The organism is Paenibacillus sepulcri (genome assembly GCF_042647105.1).
Classification (GTDB): Bacteria; Bacillota; Bacilli; order Paenibacillales; family Paenibacillaceae; genus Paenibacillus_Z; species Paenibacillus_Z sepulcri.
Map to the genome: position 1 here is coordinate 1,173,412 of NZ_JBHRUP010000001.1, position 17,210 is coordinate 1,190,621.

Consider the following 17,210-nt stretch of genomic DNA (forward strand, 5'->3'; position numbering starts at 1 on the left):
AACGCCTCCGCAACCAGAATGGTCTTCTCCTTACATTGTACAAACTAAAAAAGCAGGCTATGCCTGCTTTTACAATTAGTCTTCGGTGTCGACGGTTCCGTACTTTGTCAGAACAGTGGCTTTTCCGCGGATTTTGATCGCTGACGTATGATCGGTAAACTGGCAGATGAGCACTTCACCCTTGTCCAGCTTCTCGGTGTGATGAAATTTTGTATCCTGTCCGCGTGTGAGTCCGATTACTTGCACGCCCTGGGCTTTCGCTTTTACGACGATGTAATCCCCATGCAAATCACTCATAGAACCGTCCTCCTTGAATTTAAAAAACCGCCTCCCGAACGAAAGCGCTCAAGGGCAGCAGTTTATGGTTTGTCTTATAAAATGGTCGGGTGTACCGGATTTGAACTGGCGACCTCTACCACCCCAAGGTAGCGCTCTACCAAGCTGAGCTAACACCCGCCATGAATCGGGTCAGCACAAGCATCTTTCAGACACTTTCAAGACTGCACCCGTCAACCGCAAAGCCCAGTTTACTGGAATTAGAAGGGATTGTCAATAGGGATTTCTCTTTGAAAAACGCCCGAATGCTAACAAGCATCCGGGCGCCATCAGCGGCAGTGCCGCGCTATTATTTGGAGACTAGGTCTTTAAGCGATTTACCTGCTTTAAAGCTCGGGATTTTGCTGGCCGGGATATCAATCTCCTGACCCGTTTGCGGGTTGCGGCCTTTACGGGCTTCGCGGCTTTTCACCTCGAAGTTTCCGAATCCGACAAGCTGTACTTTATCTCCGCCTTGCAGCGAATCCGAGATGGCATCAAATACAGCGTCAACCGCTTTGGATGCATCCTTCTTGGAAAGCTCAGTCAACTCGGCTACCTTGGCAATCAGTTCCGTTTTGTTCAATTCTTTCACCTCCCCTTAAGTGCAGTTCATAAGCACATCAATATCATTCTGTTTTACCGAAACCTGAGAAATTATACCTGCAGGCTGTAGTAAAGATGAATTTGCTGTCCTTTTCGTAAGATAAGAGCCAGCTTGCCGCACACTTGAAATCAAAATTTGGATAAGTGTGCAACTCCTGCATACTGTACGACGAACAGATTTATAGTAATACAGCGTCTATATAATTTCAAGTGGGAGGGCGGTTTTCCCATGGAAACCATGGGTTTTTTATGTTTTTTTGCGGTTTAAGTGCACAAATGTAACAGCCAGAGCGAGCACAAGCACACAACCTTTCACAATATCATTGGTATAATATTGCAGGTTCATCATGGTCATCCCGTTGAGCAGCACTCCGATCAGCACCGATCCAATGAACGTTCCGATCACATTCGGGCGTCCCGCGCCGAGCACGGAATAACCGACAAAAACCGCCGCCACCGCTTCCATCAAGACGGAGGATCCCGCGTCGATTTGGCCTGTTCCGACCCTGGCCGAGAACAGAATGCCGCCAACAGCCGCGAACAAGCCCGAAGCGACATAAGCCGCGGTGCGGATCCGTTTGACCCGAACGCCCGACAGCCTTGCGGCTTCTTCATTGCCGCCGGTCATTTGCATTTGACGTCCCCAGCGCGTGTAAGTGAAGAACACATGCACGCCTGCTACGGCGATCACCATGAGGATGACCGGAATCGGGATTCCCAGCCATTTGCCCTGCCCCAGCCACAGGAAATCCTCCCGAAATACGCCGGGAGCCGTCGTTCCATCGGTCAGCTGCATATTGTTGTAAATGGAGTAGCCCTTGGTGAACGTTTTATGAATTCCCGCCACAATATACATGATAGCCAGTGTCGCGAGCAGATCCGGAATCCGGATTCTGACGATCAGCAGGGCATTGATCAGCCCTACCACAACACCGATAAGCAAAGGAAATACGATGACCACGATCAACGGCTGCTCATACCAAACCATCAGGGCTGCGGAGACAACCGTCGTAAGCGACACCGTGGAGCCTACCGAAAGGTCAAAGCCGTCCACAGTCAGCGAGAACGTGACGCCGATTGCAACGAAAGTAACGATCGAGATGGAACGTAAAATATCCGTTATGTTGCTGTAGGTAAAAAAGTGCTCATTCCAAAAAGAAAAAAACAGGATGACGATACCTATAACCATTATAGAGCCGTATTTAAAAATAAAATCCATCGGTTTGCTGATCATGCTGTACCTTCTCCTCCCCCGCTGGCATAGTAGAGCAATTGCTCTTGGGTCGTTTCTCCCCGCCCAAAGGAAGCTACAATCCGTCCATCATACATAACCAGAATACGATCGGCAATACCCAGCGCCTCTGAGAACTCGCAAGTTAAATAAACAATTCCCCTGCCCTGCTGCGCCAATTCCCCTATGATGCGGAAAATATCGCTTTTGGCGCCAATATCGACGCCTTTTGTCGGTTCATCAAACAAAAACACGTCTACCCCAGCATTCAGCCATTTGCCGATTGCCACCTTTTGCTGATTGCCCCCGCTTAAATACATCGTTTTCTGGGCGGGAGACGGCGTCTTGATGCCCAAACGGCTGATCACCGATGAAGCATTGCCCTGTTCGCCTGAGCCGGAGAGAAACCCGAAACGCGAGAGCAGCTTCAGAATCGGCAGACTGAGATTGCGCTGCACCGACTCAGAGACAAGAATCCCCTGACTCCGCCGCTCTTCGGGTACCAGTGCGATACCTCCGTTTATGGCCGTGGCCGGCTGGGAGAGATTCATCCTGGTTCCATTGACGCGGACTTCGCCGGAATCGACGGCATCTGCGCCAAACAGAAGCCGGGAAAGCTCCGTCTTGCCTGCGCCGACAAGTCCGACAATCGCAACGATTTCCCCCTTCTTCACCGAGAAGCTGACATCTTGCACAGTACGTGATGCTGTCATACGTGATGCTGTCAAGCCTTTCACTTCGAGCACAATTGATCCGATTTCTGCCTCCGCTTTGGGGAATTCCTGCTCGAAGCTTCGCCCGAGCATTGCCTGAATGACGCCGTCCATATCGGTTTCCTGCTTGTCCTCCGTAAGTACGCGCTCGCCGTCGCGCATGACAGTAATCCGGTCGCACATCTCGAACACTTCCGGCAGACGGTGGGTAATGAAAATACAACCGATGCCGTCGTCCCTCAGTTGCCTCATAACACGGAACAACCGCTCAGCCTCTTCAAGGCTGAGCGGTGCAGTCGGTTCGTCGAAAATGACAAACTTTGCTTGTTCGGTGAGCAGGCGTGCGACAAGGACAAGCTGTTTCTCGGCCAGGGTCAGTTCACTGACCCGTTTGCGGACCGGTATAGGAGAGTCGAGGCGCCGCAGAACGGCCTCCGCCTCCTGATGGAAGGCTTTCCAGCCAAGGAAGTGGCGGCTTCCCGGCGAAGAAATGCGGTCAAGCATAATATTCTCCGTAACGGTCAGATGCGGAACCAGTGCCGTATCGACCTCCTGGTAAACGCAATGGATGCCGCTTGCTTTGGCATCCCCTGGCGTCCGGACCTGGATCGTCTTGCCGTCAATTTCGATAGAGCCGGAATCCGATGTATAAGCACCTGAAAGAATTTTCATCAAGGTGCTTTTACCCGCTCCGTTCGCGCCCAGCAGAGCGTGAATTTCACCTGACCGGACTTCAAAATCAACCTCTTTGAGCGCATGCACACCGGCAAAGGATTTGCCGATGCCGCGCATAATCAAACTGCTGCCGTACCCCATGCTGCACTTCCTTGTCTGCTCATTCGCCTGCTTCATGCAAACGGGCTATTATTTTGCAGCTGAAGCTTCAAGCTCCTTCAACGTATCGGTATAACCTTGATCGTTGCTGCCCCAACCTTCAACATATTGGCTAAGCTGCGATGTACTTACTTTCTCCGGGAGAGCAGGCAAATCCTCACGTTTGACCATGGAAGGAGTGAGGACGACTGTCTCATCCGTTTGATCTCCGTTGAATTTTTGATACAAATAACGGACTTGAACGCTGCCGATCGAGATCGGATCTACGGCTGCGGAAGCGACCCAGGGACTTGCCGTATCTTGAATCATTTGAAGATCCTCATCGCTCATATCGATACCGTATACTTTAATTTCTGTACGTCCAGCCTGTTGGATTGCGCGCGAAGCGCCTTTGGCAAACTCATCCCATGCTGCCCATACCGCTGTTATATCGCCTTTGTTCGGAAATTTCTTCAGAACGGCTTCCATTTGCGATTGTGCATCCATGGCTGGATTGTTGGCATTACCGAAAGCGGAGATTTGCTTGATGTCCGGATTGCTTTCCATAAACGCCTTATAAGCGACTTCACGGCGTTCCATAGGGGCAAAGCCAGCTACCCACACTTTAACGATGCTGCCTTTACCGCCAATATCCTCGGACATTTTGTTCAACGTCATTTCCGACATTTTCTGGTCATCCTGCTGAAGGACCGTTACGCCCGGAATTTTGATATCCGCGTCGAAAACGACGACTTGAATGTTTTGCTCAAGAGCCTTTTTGATGCCGGCTTCAAGCGCACCGGCTTGTCCATGATCGATCAAAATCCCGTCGAAGCCTTGGTTGACGGCCGCATCCAGGTTGGAGGACATTTTGGCGAGATCATTATCCGATGCGAACACCTGCACCTCGCCGCCGAATTTGGCTGCTTGATCCTTGACGCCCTGAATATATTGCGACGAGAACGTTCCTGTATTAAACTGCATTATAAGGGCAATTTTCTTGCCTTTGAGTGCATCCAGGTCTTTGGAATCATTTGTTGTGCCGGCTTCATTGGCTTGGTTCGCCTCGCCAGTCTGGTTCGTAGCATTGTCACCAGTCTGGTTCGCTGCATTGCTGCCGCTGTTTGTGCTTTCATTTGTTTTGTTGCCGCAAGCGCTCAGCACGACCATCAGAGCAACCGCCAGCAGCATAATAGATACTTTTCCCCATTGTTTCATCTTCTCTTTCTCCTCCTGCTAACTCTTTCTATTTTTCATAATGATTATAATATCATGGTTTCCTACTATGTCAATCGGAATTAATAACCTATATGTAGAGATTATCCTTATATCTGTAAAAACGAGAAAAGAGACACGCCTAAGCGTGCCTCCAGCCTTGATTTTAGACTATAAAATGATGGCAATCAATCCGCCTGAGCCCTCGTTGATAATACGTCCGAGCGTCTCCTGGAGCTTGTAGCGGGCATTATCCGGCATCATCGCGATTTTGCCTTGAATGCCTTCGCGCACGATGGAGTGCAGCGAGCGGCCAAATATGTCGGATTCCCAAATCTTTATCGGGTCATTCTCAAAGTCCTGCATCAAATACCGGACCAGCTCTTCACTTTGCTTCTCCGTACCGATGATCGGCGCGAATTCAGATTCCACATCGACACGGATCATATGAATGGATGGCGCCGTCGCTTTCAGCCGGACGCCGAATCTTGAGCCTTGACGGATCAGCTCCGGCTCGTCGAGTGCCATTTCCGCCAGAGATGGGGCTGCTATGCCGTAGCCGGTTGTTTTCACCATCTCCAGCGCTTCGGCGAACCGGTCATATTCGCGCTTCGCGTGGGCGAATTCCTGCATCAGCTGCAGCAGATGGTCCTTCCCGCGAATCTCCACGCCCACGACTTCCATCAGGATTTGATCATACAGCTCATCCGGCGCATAGAGGTCAATTTCCGCGACCCCTTGGCCCATATTCATGCCGCTCAGGCCCGCTCTCGCAATAAATTCGTAATCCATGAACTGCGAAACGACGCGGTCCACATCACGCAAACGGCGGATATCCTTAACCGTGTCGCGAACGGAATTCTCATAGTTGCTGCGCAGCCAGTGCTGATCGTTCAGCACCATGACCCAGCTTGGAAGATTGACATTGACTTCATGCACCGGGAACTCATAGAGCACTTCGCGGAGCACCGACATGACATCTTCCTCGCCCATCGTGGCTACACTGAGCGTCATCACCGGAATATCGTATTTGGCCTGCAGCTCGCCCCGAAGCTGAATAGCTTCGTCACTGCGCGGACGTGTGGAGTTCACAATGAGGACGAAGGGCTTGCCTACCTCCTTCAGCTCCTCAATAACGCGCTCTTCCGCTTCAACATAGGAGCTGCGGGGAATTTCGGCAATCGTACCGTCAGTCGTCACGACGACACCAAGGGTGGAATGCTCCTGGATAACTTTTCGTGTGCCAATTTCCGCCGCTTCCTGGAAAGGAATCGGTTCGTCGAACCAAGGCGTCGTGATCATCCGCGGACCGTTCTCGTCCTCGTAGCCTTTTGCCCCGTTTACGGCGTAACCTACACAATCCACCAGACGGATGTTGACATCAAGCCCTTCTGCCACACGAAGCTGAACGGCTTGATTAGGTACGAATTTTGGTTCCGTTGTCATGATTGTCTTCCCCGCTGCGCTCTGCGGCAGCTCATCAATTGCTCTTACCCGATCGGCGTCGTTCGTGATGTTTGGCAGAACAACCGTCTCCATGAACCGTTTGATGAAGGTTGATTTGCCTGTGCGGACCGCACCGACGACGCCGAGGTAAATATCCCCGCCGGTTCGTTCGGCTATGTCCTTGAAAATGTCCACTTTCTCCACTGAATATCCCCTCCCAATCGAATTTCGCCTGTACATGGACGTACCGTTACTGCCGCGTATCCTCCTGCTGTGTAGCCGCCTGTGTCCGCCGCCTTCCGCCGTCTTTTCGGAGCAGGCCAGCGACGCAACTCGTACATGATTTTGGACTAGTAATAGCTTATTGCGCGTTCGTCCCAATTATGACGACTTGCTGATGAAATCTTTCGATTTGCTTCCTTGGCATCTTCGCCTCTGGTCCTTCCAATGAATGAGGTATATGAGAGAAAGAACGCTGCTATTCCTTGAACCTAAAAAAATCCCCCCTGCGCCTGCCCGGGGCACAAGGGGGACATGTATTCTCGTGTACAGCCGTTCACTTGAGGACCGCTTGCGGTTCCCCATTAATGAGATGATACACCGGAGACTTGACCGGCACGAAATCCGCATTGTTGACCAGCAGCCCGCGCAGGTCCTGCGCTGGTGCGATGCTCTTGCCTCCAGCCTTCTCAATGGCCTGCATGATATCGCTTCCGTAGTCAATGTACACATTTCCTTTGGCATCCATCAGCGTGTATAATGTCTGGCCTGTGAACATGCTGCGGATTACAGGCTCTTTCACAGCAAGCTTCTTATAATCAATGCGGACAAAATCCGGATAGGCCTCATCTGACGACGGGAGCTCGCCATTATGTCCACTCCTATAAGTTTTAACCGCTGCCTGGACATCATTGACTTGTTGATAGATTACCAGATTCATCAGCTTCACCGTCGGATCGGTCTCCTCGTTAATGATAAGGTAGTAATAGCTTCCTCCTTTCTCATAAGCCGTCTCCGGAATGCTCGTTAAGTAATTCATTCTTTGCAGCTTCGCAAAATCAATCAAATATTTTTCATAAATCGGCGTATCTTGATCACTATTTTGAATCGGGAGCAGTCCCGTATCTTTCTGATATTGGTCTATTACCGTCTGCACATTCAGGATGGCATCCTTGGCCGGCTGCTTAGCCAGCTGGTCATCCGGGTACAGACAGCCAGGCAACAAAATAATCATTGCCAGCAAAGTAATCATAGCAGCTGCGCTTCTTGTTCCTTGTCTAATCATAGTGCCTCCTGAGCGTTATAGCTTGCTGCCGGAACCGGTCTCAAGCATGAATCCTGCGCCTACCAGAGCTTATCTTCCTCCGCCTGACGCATTAACTGTTTCCTAACCGCTGCGCGAAGCGGATCTTCGGGTACTTCTACAACCGCTTTACCGATAATTTTAGCCTGACAAGCGAGCCTTGTGCCCTCGGCTTCAAGTCCCCCGAGCTTATACCGTTCATTATTCTGCATGGGAGACAGACCGCTTCCGTTTTGCGCTACGACTTTGCACATCAGGCAGGAGGCTTTCCCGTCGCATCTCGTACGTACCGGGATACCGAAGCGGCGGGCGGCGTCCAGCACCGTTGTCCCTGCCCGAACCGATACGGTACGTTCCGAAGGAAGAAACGTGATGTCTACATTCATAGCGGCCCCTCGTTTCTGGAGATTCCAATAAGATCGTGTATGGCGCCAATTGATGATCCGCTTAGTTGATTTGCCGCCTCAATGGCTTCAAAAGCTTCCAGGTGAACTGCGGGCTCAGTGCGTACCGCACCGGCGATGAGTGCCACCCTGTCCAAACGCTCACGCAGCAGATTGAACCACATTTCATGCGCCAAGGGAACAATGCCAATGGCGGTACCTTTGACAGATAGGGAAAGCTGCCGGGGCGCAAGCACTTGAGTGACCTGCACGGCATAACGGTCCTCACGTGATGTAATGACAAAGCCACCGACCAGCTCGACCGGAACCCCTTCGATGAGATAATGGCTGAGCACCGAACGGTAGATTCCGCTAACGCTTACCTGCTGCTGATCCGTGGCGTAGCTCTGGAGCATCTCATGCAGCCGCAACGCATCGCTTTCATCCGCATAAATATCCAGATCGCGCGGGGAGTTATCGAGCTTGATTCCCCTGAGCAGCAGGCCGGCGCTTCCTCCAGTCAGCCACGTGGCATTGGCGGAAAGGCCCGCTTCCGCGATGATGGACAATACAGACAGCAGGTTACTCTCGTTCAGCAACAAAAAGCACTTCCTTCAAATTAAAAATAAGTCCGGTTCTCCGCTTTGATAGCAGCATCTGCCGATTTTACTACCGCCTGACAGCCAAGCCGGTAGCCCTCATCGAATTCCTGGGGCTCCAAGCGGTCCCATTCTTCATCTGTGACATCTTCAAGGAATTCTCCGCCTTCTATAACGAGGCATCTGCATCGCGCGCAAGTGCCGCGCGTACAGGAGAATCCCCAATCCAGATTGTGCTTCAGCGCGATATCCAGCAAGGACAGTCCTGCCTCAGCCTCTACGCGAATTGATTTCGTCAAACCTTTTAGTTCTAACATATGCAAACCCTACTTCCTTTCGACATTGCAAACTGTACCCCTCGGCTCTTTATGTAATCGAAATTAATCCGAGAAATCCGCCAATCACCAAGAGCAAAAAAGCAAAAGAAGAAACCAGCATCTTAAACACGCCCTTGGTCTTGTACCTTGCCAGAGTGATCAGAACCGCAGCTATTGCCATAAGCCCGATCCCCACAAAAGAAACCCACATTTTCATCATCGGATCCATATTGCATTGTCGCCACCTTGTCCACCAAATAGTCGCTTCATTATACCATTAGTGTACTTTGCTCTGCTACTTTCAGGTTTAATTAGCAGGTTGCAAACAAAGGAACCCAAAAAAATAAGGATCTCGGCGCTGGGCGGCTCGCTGCGGTAGCTTCGCCGCCTACGCCGTGCGCTTCAATCCTCATTTTACTTCTTAAGCATCATTTTCATCAGCATTTCCATGCTTGACGTGTTCATCCCGCTCTTCTTAACGGCACCGATAATATCGTTGACCGTTTTATCCGTAACCGGCACCTTGGCCATAGCCGATACGGACTTGATAAGCTTGCGCAGCTCATCTTCATCCTGCAATGTATTGGCTGTTACATTGCTGGCCAGCTTTTTAACTGCATTCTCCGTTATCGGTTTACCGGTCTTTTTGTTGACCGCATTAAGAACGTCTTTGGAAAGATTATTTTTATCGCTCAATTTTTCCCCTCCTACAAGAGTTTACGAAGTAAACTCACCTCGCAAGCACAGGATTAGTTTACGAAGTAAACCCACCTCGCAAGCGTATGCCCAGTTTACGAAACGTAAGCTTACTTCGAAAGCAAAAGCTTGCTTTCCTCGTATCATATGAGGGGAAAGGATTATTGGTGTAGGCCCCAGGAGCCCGCTCCTTCTTCCATTTCATGCGTGCGGCCCCGGCCCATCAAATCCTCGACAGCGCTGCGCGGCGGTTTATTCGCAAACAAAACCTGGTACAGCTGCTCCGTAATCGGCATGACCACATCGAATCTGGCAGCGAGCTCACGCGCTGCGCTGGTTGTGCGGACGCCCTCAACCACCATTCCCATACGCTGCAGCACATCATCCAGTGCAAGTCCGCCGGCAAGCATGGAACCTGCACGCCAATTGCGGCTGTGCTTGCTTGTACAGGTGACAACCAAATCACCGATGCCGGCAAGACCGGCAAAGGTTAAAGGGTTCGCCCCCATTGCCGTGCCCAGACGGCTGATCTCGGCCAATCCTCTGGTGATGAGCGCAGCCTTGGCGTTATCGCCAAAGCCCAGTCCGTCCGTCAATCCCGCCCCAAGGGCGATGATATTCTTGATTGCACCCGCTACCTCAACACCGACAACATCGGGATTGGTATATACCCGAAAATAGGGGGTGATAAAGGCATCCTGAGCCCGTTCTGCCGATTCCTGGCATGCTGATGCCACTACAACCGTCGTTGGTTGTTTGTTCACGACCTCTTCTGCATGGCTGGGTCCTGAGAGCACAACAAGCTGTTTCGGATCACCTGACAGCTCCTCGGCAAGAATTGAAGTCATCCGGTTATAGGTGACAGATTCAAAGCCTTTGGTTGCATGAACACAAAGCGTCCCCTCAGCGATAAAAGGAGCGGCCTGTCTGGCCACTTCCCGCATGGCGGAGGAAGGCGCGGCAAATAGAACAAGCTCTGCCCCTGTGACCGCTTGTTCTATATCCGTTGTGGCTCCTATCCTGTCAGACAGTACAGTGTCGGGTAAAAATTTATGGTTGCGATGCTCTTCATTGATTTCCGTGACTTGCTCGGAATTGCGGGCCCACATGATGACGTTGTAGTCATTGTCAGCAAGAACGGCTGCCAGTGCGGTCCCCCAGCTTCCGGCAACAAGGACGGCTGCTTTCCGGTTTGTCATATGTGCACCTACCCTTTTTTGGCTCCCAGCTTGTTTTCATTGCCCTGCAGCAGCTTCACAATATTGCTGCGGTGACGGACAAATGCAAAGACACAAACAATCAGACTAGCCCACAGCAAGGCCTCGGACATCCCGAATAGCCAAACAAATAAAGGCGTTAGCAGTGCAAACAGCAAAGAACCCAGTGAAACAAAGCGGGTCAAAGCAATGGCAGCGATAGCCACGCCGCCGGCGATGAGACAGGGCACCAAGGCCAACGTTACCATTACGCCCACTGTCGTAGCAATTCCTTTGCCGCCTTTGAAATTAAACCAGATCGGCCAGTTATGGCCTGCAATGGCTGCCAATCCGCATAATACAGGAGCCCAATCATCACCGACGATCAGCATGCCCAGCAAGACGGCAGCGACTCCTTTGGCGATATCAAGTAAAAAGACGGTAATTCCCGGACCTTTGCCAAGCACGCGCAGCGTGTTGGTCGCGCCAGCATTGCCGCTGCCATGACTGCGGATATCAATGCCCTTGACCCATTTGGCAATTAGAATACTGAATGAGATGGAGCCTAATAAGTAACTTATGAGAACCGCGATGACTGTAAACACGTTCTTCTCTCCCCAGGAAGATATTTCTTACCCCCTAAATCCCCCTTTCATAGGGGGACCCCAAGGGCTCCGCCCTCTGGACACCCGAATGGTATAACGTTTGGGGGACAGAGATGGACTATTTGACTATTTTGCAGCTTCGGCCCGCTTTCGTCCCTTCGGGACACGCTTTAATGCGTAGATTCTGTAAAACGGGCTCTTGGCCCTTTTCACAGAATCGTTTTTTGTCCCCTGCCGGGACATGTTTCAAGCCATTTCAGTTGGTCGTTTTCGAGCTGTCTCGATTTTTCACATGGGCGCTTTTGATAGGAGAAACTCGCTGGTATAACGGTTGCTGCGATATGAATGATTTAATCCTCATCCGATTTGCGGCGGGTATAGATACGGATTGGTGTGCCTTCGAAGTTGAAGGCGCCGCGGATTTTATTTTCCAGATACCGCTCATAAGAGAAATGCATCATCTCCGGATCGTTGGCAAACAGCACGAAGGTCGGCGGTTTGGTGGCTACCTGGGTTGCATAGTTGATACGCAAGCGTCTGCCTTTGTCTGTTGGCGGAGGATTGATGGCGATGGCATCGGATACAATATCATTAAGCAGATGCGTCTGAATTCGAAGCGCATGCTGCTCGGAGACATGATCGACAACCGGAAGCAGCTTGTGCAGCCTCTGCTTGGTTTTGGCCGAAAGATATACAATCGGCGCATAGGTCATGAACAGGAAATGATCGCGGATGCTCGTGGTAAATTGCTGCATCGTCTTCTCGTCCTTTTCGACAACATCCCATTTGTTAATGACGAAAATCGATGCTTTCCCTGCCTCGTGGGCATAACCGGCAATATGCTTGTCCTGCTCGATGATGCCTTCTTCGCCATTGATCAGCACCAGCACAACATCTGCACGCTCGATGGCTTTTAATGCGCGCATAACGCTGTATTTCTCGGTTGTCTCATAAACCTTGCCCCGTTTGCGCATCCCCGCAGTATCGATCAGCACATATTTTTGACCGTCCCGCTCGAATGGCGTATCGATCGCATCGCGCGTTGTACCGGCGACATGGCTGACAATAACCCGTTCCTCGCCCAGCAGCGCATTGACCAGCGATGATTTGCCGACATTCGGGCGTCCGATCAAGGCAACACGAATCACATCGTCTTCATAATGTTCCTCTACAAGCTCGGGAAGCTTACTGACGGCAGCATCCAGCAGATCGCCTATGCCCATACCGTGAGATCCGGAAATCGCGATAGGCTCGCCGAAGCCCAGATTATAAAACTCGTAAATATCATCATGCCGATTGAAATTATCAACCTTGTTTACTGCAACCACAATCGGTTTGCGGGATCGAAGCAGCATTTGTGCAACTTCATCGTCCGCATGAGTCAATCCATCTTTGGCATCCACCATGAAAACAATAACATCTGCTTCTTCAACAGCCAGCTCCGCCTGCATGCGCACTGATTTCATGATTTCGTCTTCGCCGTCGATTTCAATGCCTCCCGTATCCACGATACTAAAGGCTCTGCCGTTCCATTCTCCGGAACTGTAAATGCGGTCCCGGGTTACGCCCGGCTTGTCCTCCACAATCGCTAACCGATCGCCAATGATGCGGTTAAATATCGTAGACTTCCCCACGTTAGGCCGCCCTACGATGGCGATAATGGGTTTTGCCATGTTTTCACTCCTTCATAAAAATAGGTGCTTTTTTGTATTTTCACTGCCTATTCACAGTGTATATGCAACGAATAATGCTATCCGTTTTTTCACAAATATAAGTTATGTATAAGAGAGGGTTATACGAGCTTATATTTACTCACGCCTACCATCATAGCAAAAAACCCCCCGCTTGGCTAACATTTCATTCCTGATGGCGATCTACCAGAATGATTGTTCCATTTTTCAAATCATGAGCGCTGGCGTCTAAAATCTTTTCCAGCAAGAATGCTGTCGTTTCCCGTTTGTCTATGTCGGGTTCGATAAAAATCGGCGCGCCTCCGCGGGTGCCCTCCCCATTCACCGTTACAATAGCCACAATTTTAGCCATGTCTATCCTCCTTACGGTTCACACTTGCTTCAGTTGGCATCCGAACCGCAGACTCCAGAATCGGCACTTTCAAGGTTACTGCACGCGCTTTGCTTCCATCCATATCCTGAGGCAGCAAAAAGACGGCCAACCGCCCATTTTTCATGTCCAATTTGGCTAAGGGGACCAGAGCAGGCTCGCCATCGTCACGGTAGACCCCAAGAATTGTGGACAAATCGAATAAAATCGCCTGCCGCTGTCCAAGATTGCTGAGTGTGGCTTTGCCATTGGCATTGAAGGGCGTCAAAATAATACCAAGACCTCTCTCCGCAATTATCTGCTGATTGGTGGTCAGCCCCACATTCATGATATATATATCTCCCACAAACAAATCCGGACCGTCAACTCTTACCTCAGCGATCTCCGCTTCCGCAATATGGGAAATATTTTTGCCGGATTTAAGCACCCATACCAGCATAAAAGACAAAATCCCCGCAAGAATGCCAAACAACGGCCCCAAGCTGATGGAAGCGAGACTTGTCAGCAAGGAAGTCAATATAACCAGATAGTTCCGGCCTTCAAATACCATGGCGATGCCTTCAATGTAAGTAGCCCCCCGGGGGACCAGCTCCAGACTGTCGATTTTGTCGAGCGTATCCCGTTCCATTTTACGGACATCGCGGAACTGCTGGGCAGCGAGGGTCAAAAAGGTAATCGCTGTGAAATCCTTGTTATACAAAGCCGGAACGGCTACAGCACCCAGCGCCGCCGCAATCACGCCGAGAGAGATATGAATAATCCGGCCATGCGGATATGTCGGATATTGCCGGTAATCCGTCCGCAGCATCAGCATCCTGGAAAAAATCCCAAATGCAATTCCAAGCAGAATTCCGATCAAAATATGATGCGGTTGTCCGATTTTCATCTGTTCCCACATGGATTATGAACTCCCGCCTCTCTGGGTGAACCGGCTATTGCCTTTTTGAAGCAGGCTCCGTATAAAGCACCTGACCAGACTGACAATTCTCGCTGCAAGCAAGGCGATGGCAAATCCATCCCACCATCCCAATGATCCTATAATCAGCATTCCGCCTGGCGGCCGGATAATATCCAATAGCTGCGATATCAGGGCGGAGGCAACAATTAAAGCAAATTGATGACGGAAACGCTCTGCCAGAATGCCGGCCATCAATCCGGCTATCAAGGGCCCATCCCATAAAGGATGGATGCCGACAAATACCGGATCTGCCCGGTACATAACATGCACCCACATCCAGATCACACCCGTAAACAACGAGCAAAGCGTAAGGTACACGAATTGTCCGGCCTGACGGATGCTTACAAGCGAAAGAATCGCTGCCCCGACCGCTGCAAGCACACTGCCTTGCACATAATCAGTCGTCGTTCCGATGGGAATTTTGATATTATGCAGAATAAGAACCGCAATAACGAAAATGGTAAGCGCCCGGCCTGATACCCCGTCGGCAACCTGCTGTTTCCATCCGGTTGCATATAAAATAAGCAGCATGGTAACAAACCAGCATGCGATAAATCCTTCATTCAAGCATTATCCCCCCTCTTTCGACTATCCTATTATGCGCCTAAGCCGCCTAACCTAATCTTGCGTATCCATCTTAGCGTACACAAAGAAAAAAGCCGCAAAGCAGGCAATAAATGCCTGTTTTGCGGCTAATGATAAAGATTTCTACAAATTTCGGTCTTATTTCAATTTGCTCAATTTATCGCCAAACCGCTCAGCCAACGTAAAGCTCATGCCTTCGTTGCTCAAGCTGACGTTCGGATTGTTCAGCTCCACCTTAGGTGAACGCTGCGATGAGGAGGAACGCTCCGGACGCGATGACTTCTCAGGTTGTTCAGGAGCTTCTTCCGTTTCCTTGATGCTGAGGCTAACCCGTTTCTCAGATGGGTTGAAATCAAGCACTTTCGCCTGTACTTCCTGACCTTCTGTAACCACTTCATTCGGAGTAGCTACATGACGGTGAGCAAGCTGCGAAATGTGAACGAGACCTTCAACGCCCGGTGCAATCTCAACAAAAGCGCCAAAGCTGACAATACGGCGTACCGTACCCGTCACGATGTCACCCGTTTTGAATTGACCATTAGCAGATTCCCATGGGCCCGGTTGTGCGGCTTTCATGCTCAAGCTGATTTTGCCTGCGGCAGGATCGACTTTAAGCACTTTAACGCTGACGGATTGGCCTTCCGAGACAATATCCTTCGGATGAGCCACATGCTGCCATGAAAGCTCGGATACATGAACCAGACCATCAATGCCGCCGATATCAACAAATGCGCCAAATGGAGTAAGGCGCTGAACAGTGCCCTCGATCTCTTGGCCTACTTGAATCGAGTTCATTACAGCCAGTTTGTTTTGCTCGAATTCAGCATCCAGCACTTCTTTTTGGGAAAGAATCACTTTATTGTTCTCGCGATCGATTTCCTTTACCTTAACGCGAAGCGTACGGCCTTTGTAGTCACTGAAATCTTCTACAAAATGACGCTCAACCATGGATGCCGGAATAAATCCGCGCACGCCAACATCGGCAACCAGCCCGCCTTTGACAACGTCGGCAACCGTTACTTCGAATACTTCTCCTTGGTCAAAACGGTTCTGAAGCTCATCCCAGGCTTTCTCGCCGTCGACCAGCTTTTTGGACAGAACGAGTTTTTCCTTGTCATCGTCAATGCTGACGACTTTCAATTCTACCTCTTGACCGACTTCTACGGCGTCTGCCGCACTTTCAATCTGAATCGAGGAAAGCTCGCGAAGTGGAATAACGCCGTCATATTTATATCCAAGGCTCACATAAGCTTGGTTATCCTCAATTTTGACGATTGTGCCTTTTACAGAGTCGCCTTTCTTCAAGGACACAAAGTTGTCCAATGCGTCTTGGCTTTCCACTTGCTCAGCGGCTTCGACATTTCCAGTCGTTTCCGCACCAGCGGATTGTTCAATTTCATTATTTTCCGCAGTAGCGGTCTCTTGCGATTCGATATTTTCCGCAGCTGCGGTTTCCTGCACGTTTGTTTCTTCTGACATTTGAAAAACCTCCTCAGTTCATACCCCAACTTTATTTAAACGCACGCCCGCGACATTGAAACAGAAGCTCCGACGTACCATCTAAAACTTAATTATACATGCAAAACCCTATCCTTGTGCAACCATTTCGCGAATTCGCTTCATAATGGCCTCGGTGACCTGCTCCAGAACATCGGATGCGGGATCCTCGGTGAATGCGGAAATATCAATAGGCTTGCCGAAACGGATCTTCATCTTGCGGAAGATACGATAATTCCCGACAATCGCTACCGGTATAATGGTTGCCTTGCTGCGCATTGCAATCATCGCGGCGCCTTTCTTCCCCATCTCGGAGGCGGCAGCCTTACGGGTTCCCTCCGGGAAAATGCCCATAACTCCCCCTCCCTGCAAAAGGGTGATGGAGGATCGTATGGCATCCTTGCTGACACCGCCGCGTTTGACCGGAAATGCCCCAAGCTTGCGGATAAAAGGACCGAATAACGGAATTTGGAATAATTCCGCTTTCGCCATATAGTGCACCCTCCGGTTAAGCTTTGTGCCTACTGTAGGAGGATCAAGCACACTAAGATGATTGGAGCAAAGGATTACGCCCCCTGTAGCCGGAATATTCTCCAGCCCGCTTGCCTCAAATCGGTAAAAGACAGCATACAGGACGCGGAGCACACGGCGGCAAACCCTATATAACATAG

The 17,210-nt window shown here is 50.5% G+C and carries 20 protein-coding genes and 1 tRNA gene; all 21 read right to left on the reverse strand.

The window, feature by feature from the left end:
* Nucleotides 1-75: 75 nt before the first annotated feature.
* The 21 genes from mtrB to ACFOLF_RS05430 all read right to left on the reverse strand — a co-directional run bounded on the left by mtrB (nucleotide 76) and on the right by ACFOLF_RS05430 (nucleotide 17,208).
* On the reverse strand, nucleotides 76-297 hold the full coding sequence (gene mtrB / locus ACFOLF_RS05330) for a trp RNA-binding attenuation protein MtrB (protein WP_210041449.1): 222 nt from the start codon (nucleotides 295-297) through the stop codon (nucleotides 76-78).
* A gap of 82 nt (nucleotides 298-379) precedes the next feature.
* Nucleotides 380-456 (reverse strand) — tRNA-Pro (locus ACFOLF_RS05335).
* A gap of 169 nt (nucleotides 457-625) precedes the next feature.
* Nucleotides 626-901 (reverse strand): HU family DNA-binding protein, encoded by a 276-nt coding sequence (locus tag ACFOLF_RS05340; RefSeq protein ID WP_210041451.1) that lies wholly within the window; start codon nucleotides 899-901, stop codon nucleotides 626-628.
* A 267-nt stretch (nucleotides 902-1,168) separates the two neighbouring features.
* On the reverse strand, nucleotides 1,169-2,155 hold the full coding sequence (locus ACFOLF_RS05345; RefSeq protein ID WP_210041460.1) for an ABC transporter permease: 987 nt from the start codon (nucleotides 2,153-2,155) through the stop codon (nucleotides 1,169-1,171).
* Nucleotides 2,152-3,681: a sugar ABC transporter ATP-binding protein gene (locus ACFOLF_RS05350; protein WP_379114578.1), complete on the reverse strand. Its 1,530-nt coding sequence runs from the start codon at nucleotides 3,679-3,681 to the stop codon at nucleotides 2,152-2,154. The genes ACFOLF_RS05345 and ACFOLF_RS05350 overlap by 4 nt, the downstream gene beginning before the upstream one ends.
* 48 nt (nucleotides 3,682-3,729) lie before the next feature.
* Nucleotides 3,730-4,896, reverse strand: coding sequence for a sugar ABC transporter substrate-binding protein (locus ACFOLF_RS05355; RefSeq protein WP_210041462.1), 1,167 nt, complete (start codon nucleotides 4,894-4,896; stop codon nucleotides 3,730-3,732).
* A 168-nt stretch (nucleotides 4,897-5,064) separates the two neighbouring features.
* A complete protein-coding gene (spoIVA, locus tag ACFOLF_RS05360; protein ID WP_210041470.1) occupies nucleotides 5,065-6,543 on the reverse strand; it encodes a stage IV sporulation protein A in 1,479 nt (492 codons plus the stop codon).
* A gap of 352 nt (nucleotides 6,544-6,895) precedes the next feature.
* Complete coding sequence (locus ACFOLF_RS05365) at nucleotides 6,896-7,624, reverse strand: hypothetical protein (protein ID WP_210041472.1); 729 nt, start codon at nucleotides 7,622-7,624, stop codon at nucleotides 6,896-6,898.
* A 59-nt stretch (nucleotides 7,625-7,683) separates the two neighbouring features.
* The gene (locus ACFOLF_RS05370; protein WP_210041480.1) at nucleotides 7,684-8,028 is read right to left on the reverse strand and encodes a 2Fe-2S iron-sulfur cluster-binding protein; all 345 of its coding nucleotides are present in this window, start codon (nucleotides 8,026-8,028) and stop codon (nucleotides 7,684-7,686) included.
* On the reverse strand, nucleotides 8,025-8,624 hold the full coding sequence (locus tag ACFOLF_RS05375) for a hypothetical protein (RefSeq protein ID WP_210041481.1): 600 nt from the start codon (nucleotides 8,622-8,624) through the stop codon (nucleotides 8,025-8,027). The genes ACFOLF_RS05370 and ACFOLF_RS05375 overlap by 4 nt, the downstream gene beginning before the upstream one ends.
* Before the next feature lie 20 nt (nucleotides 8,625-8,644).
* Nucleotides 8,645-8,941, reverse strand: coding sequence for a 2Fe-2S iron-sulfur cluster-binding protein (locus ACFOLF_RS05380; RefSeq protein ID WP_210041483.1), 297 nt, complete (start codon nucleotides 8,939-8,941; stop codon nucleotides 8,645-8,647).
* Between the two features lie 49 nt (nucleotides 8,942-8,990).
* Nucleotides 8,991-9,170 carry a DUF2768 family protein gene (locus tag ACFOLF_RS05385; protein WP_210041485.1) on the reverse strand — a complete coding sequence of 60 codons (180 nt, stop codon included), beginning with the start codon at nucleotides 9,168-9,170 and terminating at the stop codon, nucleotides 8,991-8,993.
* 185 nt (nucleotides 9,171-9,355) lie between these two features.
* On the reverse strand, nucleotides 9,356-9,637 hold the full coding sequence (locus tag ACFOLF_RS05390) for a stage VI sporulation protein F (protein ID WP_210041494.1): 282 nt from the start codon (nucleotides 9,635-9,637) through the stop codon (nucleotides 9,356-9,358).
* Nucleotides 9,638-9,798: 161 nt separating this feature from the next.
* Nucleotides 9,799-10,836: an NAD(P)H-dependent glycerol-3-phosphate dehydrogenase gene (locus tag ACFOLF_RS05395; RefSeq protein WP_210041496.1), complete on the reverse strand. Its 1,038-nt coding sequence runs from the start codon at nucleotides 10,834-10,836 to the stop codon at nucleotides 9,799-9,801.
* Between the two features lie 8 nt (nucleotides 10,837-10,844).
* Nucleotides 10,845-11,438, reverse strand: coding sequence for a glycerol-3-phosphate 1-O-acyltransferase PlsY (gene plsY, locus ACFOLF_RS05400; protein ID WP_210041504.1), 594 nt, complete (start codon nucleotides 11,436-11,438; stop codon nucleotides 10,845-10,847).
* Between the two features lie 350 nt (nucleotides 11,439-11,788).
* Nucleotides 11,789-13,111 carry a ribosome biogenesis GTPase Der gene (gene der / locus ACFOLF_RS05405; protein ID WP_210041514.1) on the reverse strand — a complete coding sequence of 441 codons (1,323 nt, stop codon included), beginning with the start codon at nucleotides 13,109-13,111 and terminating at the stop codon, nucleotides 11,789-11,791.
* 184 nt (nucleotides 13,112-13,295) lie between these two features.
* Nucleotides 13,296-13,481 carry a capping complex subunit for YIEGIA gene (locus ACFOLF_RS05410; protein ID WP_210041523.1) on the reverse strand — a complete coding sequence of 62 codons (186 nt, stop codon included), beginning with the start codon at nucleotides 13,479-13,481 and terminating at the stop codon, nucleotides 13,296-13,298.
* Nucleotides 13,474-14,397 carry a YIEGIA family protein gene (locus ACFOLF_RS05415; protein ID WP_210041525.1) on the reverse strand — a complete coding sequence of 308 codons (924 nt, stop codon included), beginning with the start codon at nucleotides 14,395-14,397 and terminating at the stop codon, nucleotides 13,474-13,476. The genes ACFOLF_RS05410 and ACFOLF_RS05415 overlap by 8 nt, the downstream gene beginning before the upstream one ends.
* A gap of 3 nt (nucleotides 14,398-14,400) precedes the next feature.
* Complete coding sequence (locus ACFOLF_RS05420) at nucleotides 14,401-15,024, reverse strand: YphA family membrane protein (protein WP_210041527.1); 624 nt, start codon at nucleotides 15,022-15,024, stop codon at nucleotides 14,401-14,403.
* A 156-nt stretch (nucleotides 15,025-15,180) separates the two neighbouring features.
* A complete protein-coding gene (gene rpsA, locus ACFOLF_RS05425; protein WP_210041529.1) occupies nucleotides 15,181-16,521 on the reverse strand; it encodes a 30S ribosomal protein S1 in 1,341 nt (446 codons plus the stop codon).
* Between the two features lie 108 nt (nucleotides 16,522-16,629).
* Complete coding sequence (locus ACFOLF_RS05430; protein ID WP_210041537.1) at nucleotides 16,630-17,208, reverse strand: lysophospholipid acyltransferase family protein; 579 nt, start codon at nucleotides 17,206-17,208, stop codon at nucleotides 16,630-16,632.
* Between the last annotated feature and the right edge of the window lie 2 nt (nucleotides 17,209-17,210).

Bases quoted from the DNA above. Each gene is read 5' to 3' on its own strand.
- mtrB (WP_210041449.1), bottom strand. From the start codon at position 297: ATGAGTGATTTGCATGGGGATTACATCGTCGTAAAAGCGAAAGCCCAG.
- ACFOLF_RS05345 (WP_210041460.1), bottom strand. From the start codon at position 2,155: ATGATCAGCAAACCGATGGATTTTATTTTTAAATACGGCTCTATAATG.
- ACFOLF_RS05350 (WP_379114578.1), bottom strand. From the start codon at position 3,681: ATGGGGTACGGCAGCAGTTTGATTATGCGCGGCATCGGCAAATCCTTT.
- ACFOLF_RS05355 (WP_210041462.1), bottom strand. From the start codon at position 4,896: ATGAAACAATGGGGAAAAGTATCTATTATGCTGCTGGCGGTTGCTCTG.
- ACFOLF_RS05365 (WP_210041472.1), bottom strand. From the start codon at position 7,624: ATGATTAGACAAGGAACAAGAAGCGCAGCTGCTATGATTACTTTGCTG.
- ACFOLF_RS05370 (WP_210041480.1), bottom strand. From the start codon at position 8,028: ATGAATGTAGACATCACGTTTCTTCCTTCGGAACGTACCGTATCGGTT.
- ACFOLF_RS05380 (WP_210041483.1), bottom strand. From the start codon at position 8,941: ATGTTAGAACTAAAAGGTTTGACGAAATCAATTCGCGTAGAGGCTGAG.
- ACFOLF_RS05385 (WP_210041485.1), bottom strand. From the start codon at position 9,170: ATGGATCCGATGATGAAAATGTGGGTTTCTTTTGTGGGGATCGGGCTT.
- ACFOLF_RS05395 (WP_210041496.1), bottom strand. From the start codon at position 10,836: ATGACAAACCGGAAAGCAGCCGTCCTTGTTGCCGGAAGCTGGGGGACC.
- der (WP_210041514.1), bottom strand. From the start codon at position 13,111: ATGGCAAAACCCATTATCGCCATCGTAGGGCGGCCTAACGTGGGGAAG.
- ACFOLF_RS05410 (WP_210041523.1), bottom strand. From the start codon at position 13,481: ATGGCTAAAATTGTGGCTATTGTAACGGTGAATGGGGAGGGCACCCGC.
- ACFOLF_RS05415 (WP_210041525.1), bottom strand. From the start codon at position 14,397: ATGTGGGAACAGATGAAAATCGGACAACCGCATCATATTTTGATCGGA.
- rpsA (WP_210041529.1), bottom strand. From the start codon at position 16,521: ATGTCAGAAGAAACAAACGTGCAGGAAACCGCAGCTGCGGAAAATATC.
- ACFOLF_RS05430 (WP_210041537.1), bottom strand. From the start codon at position 17,208: ATGTTATATAGGGTTTGCCGCCGTGTGCTCCGCGTCCTGTATGCTGTC.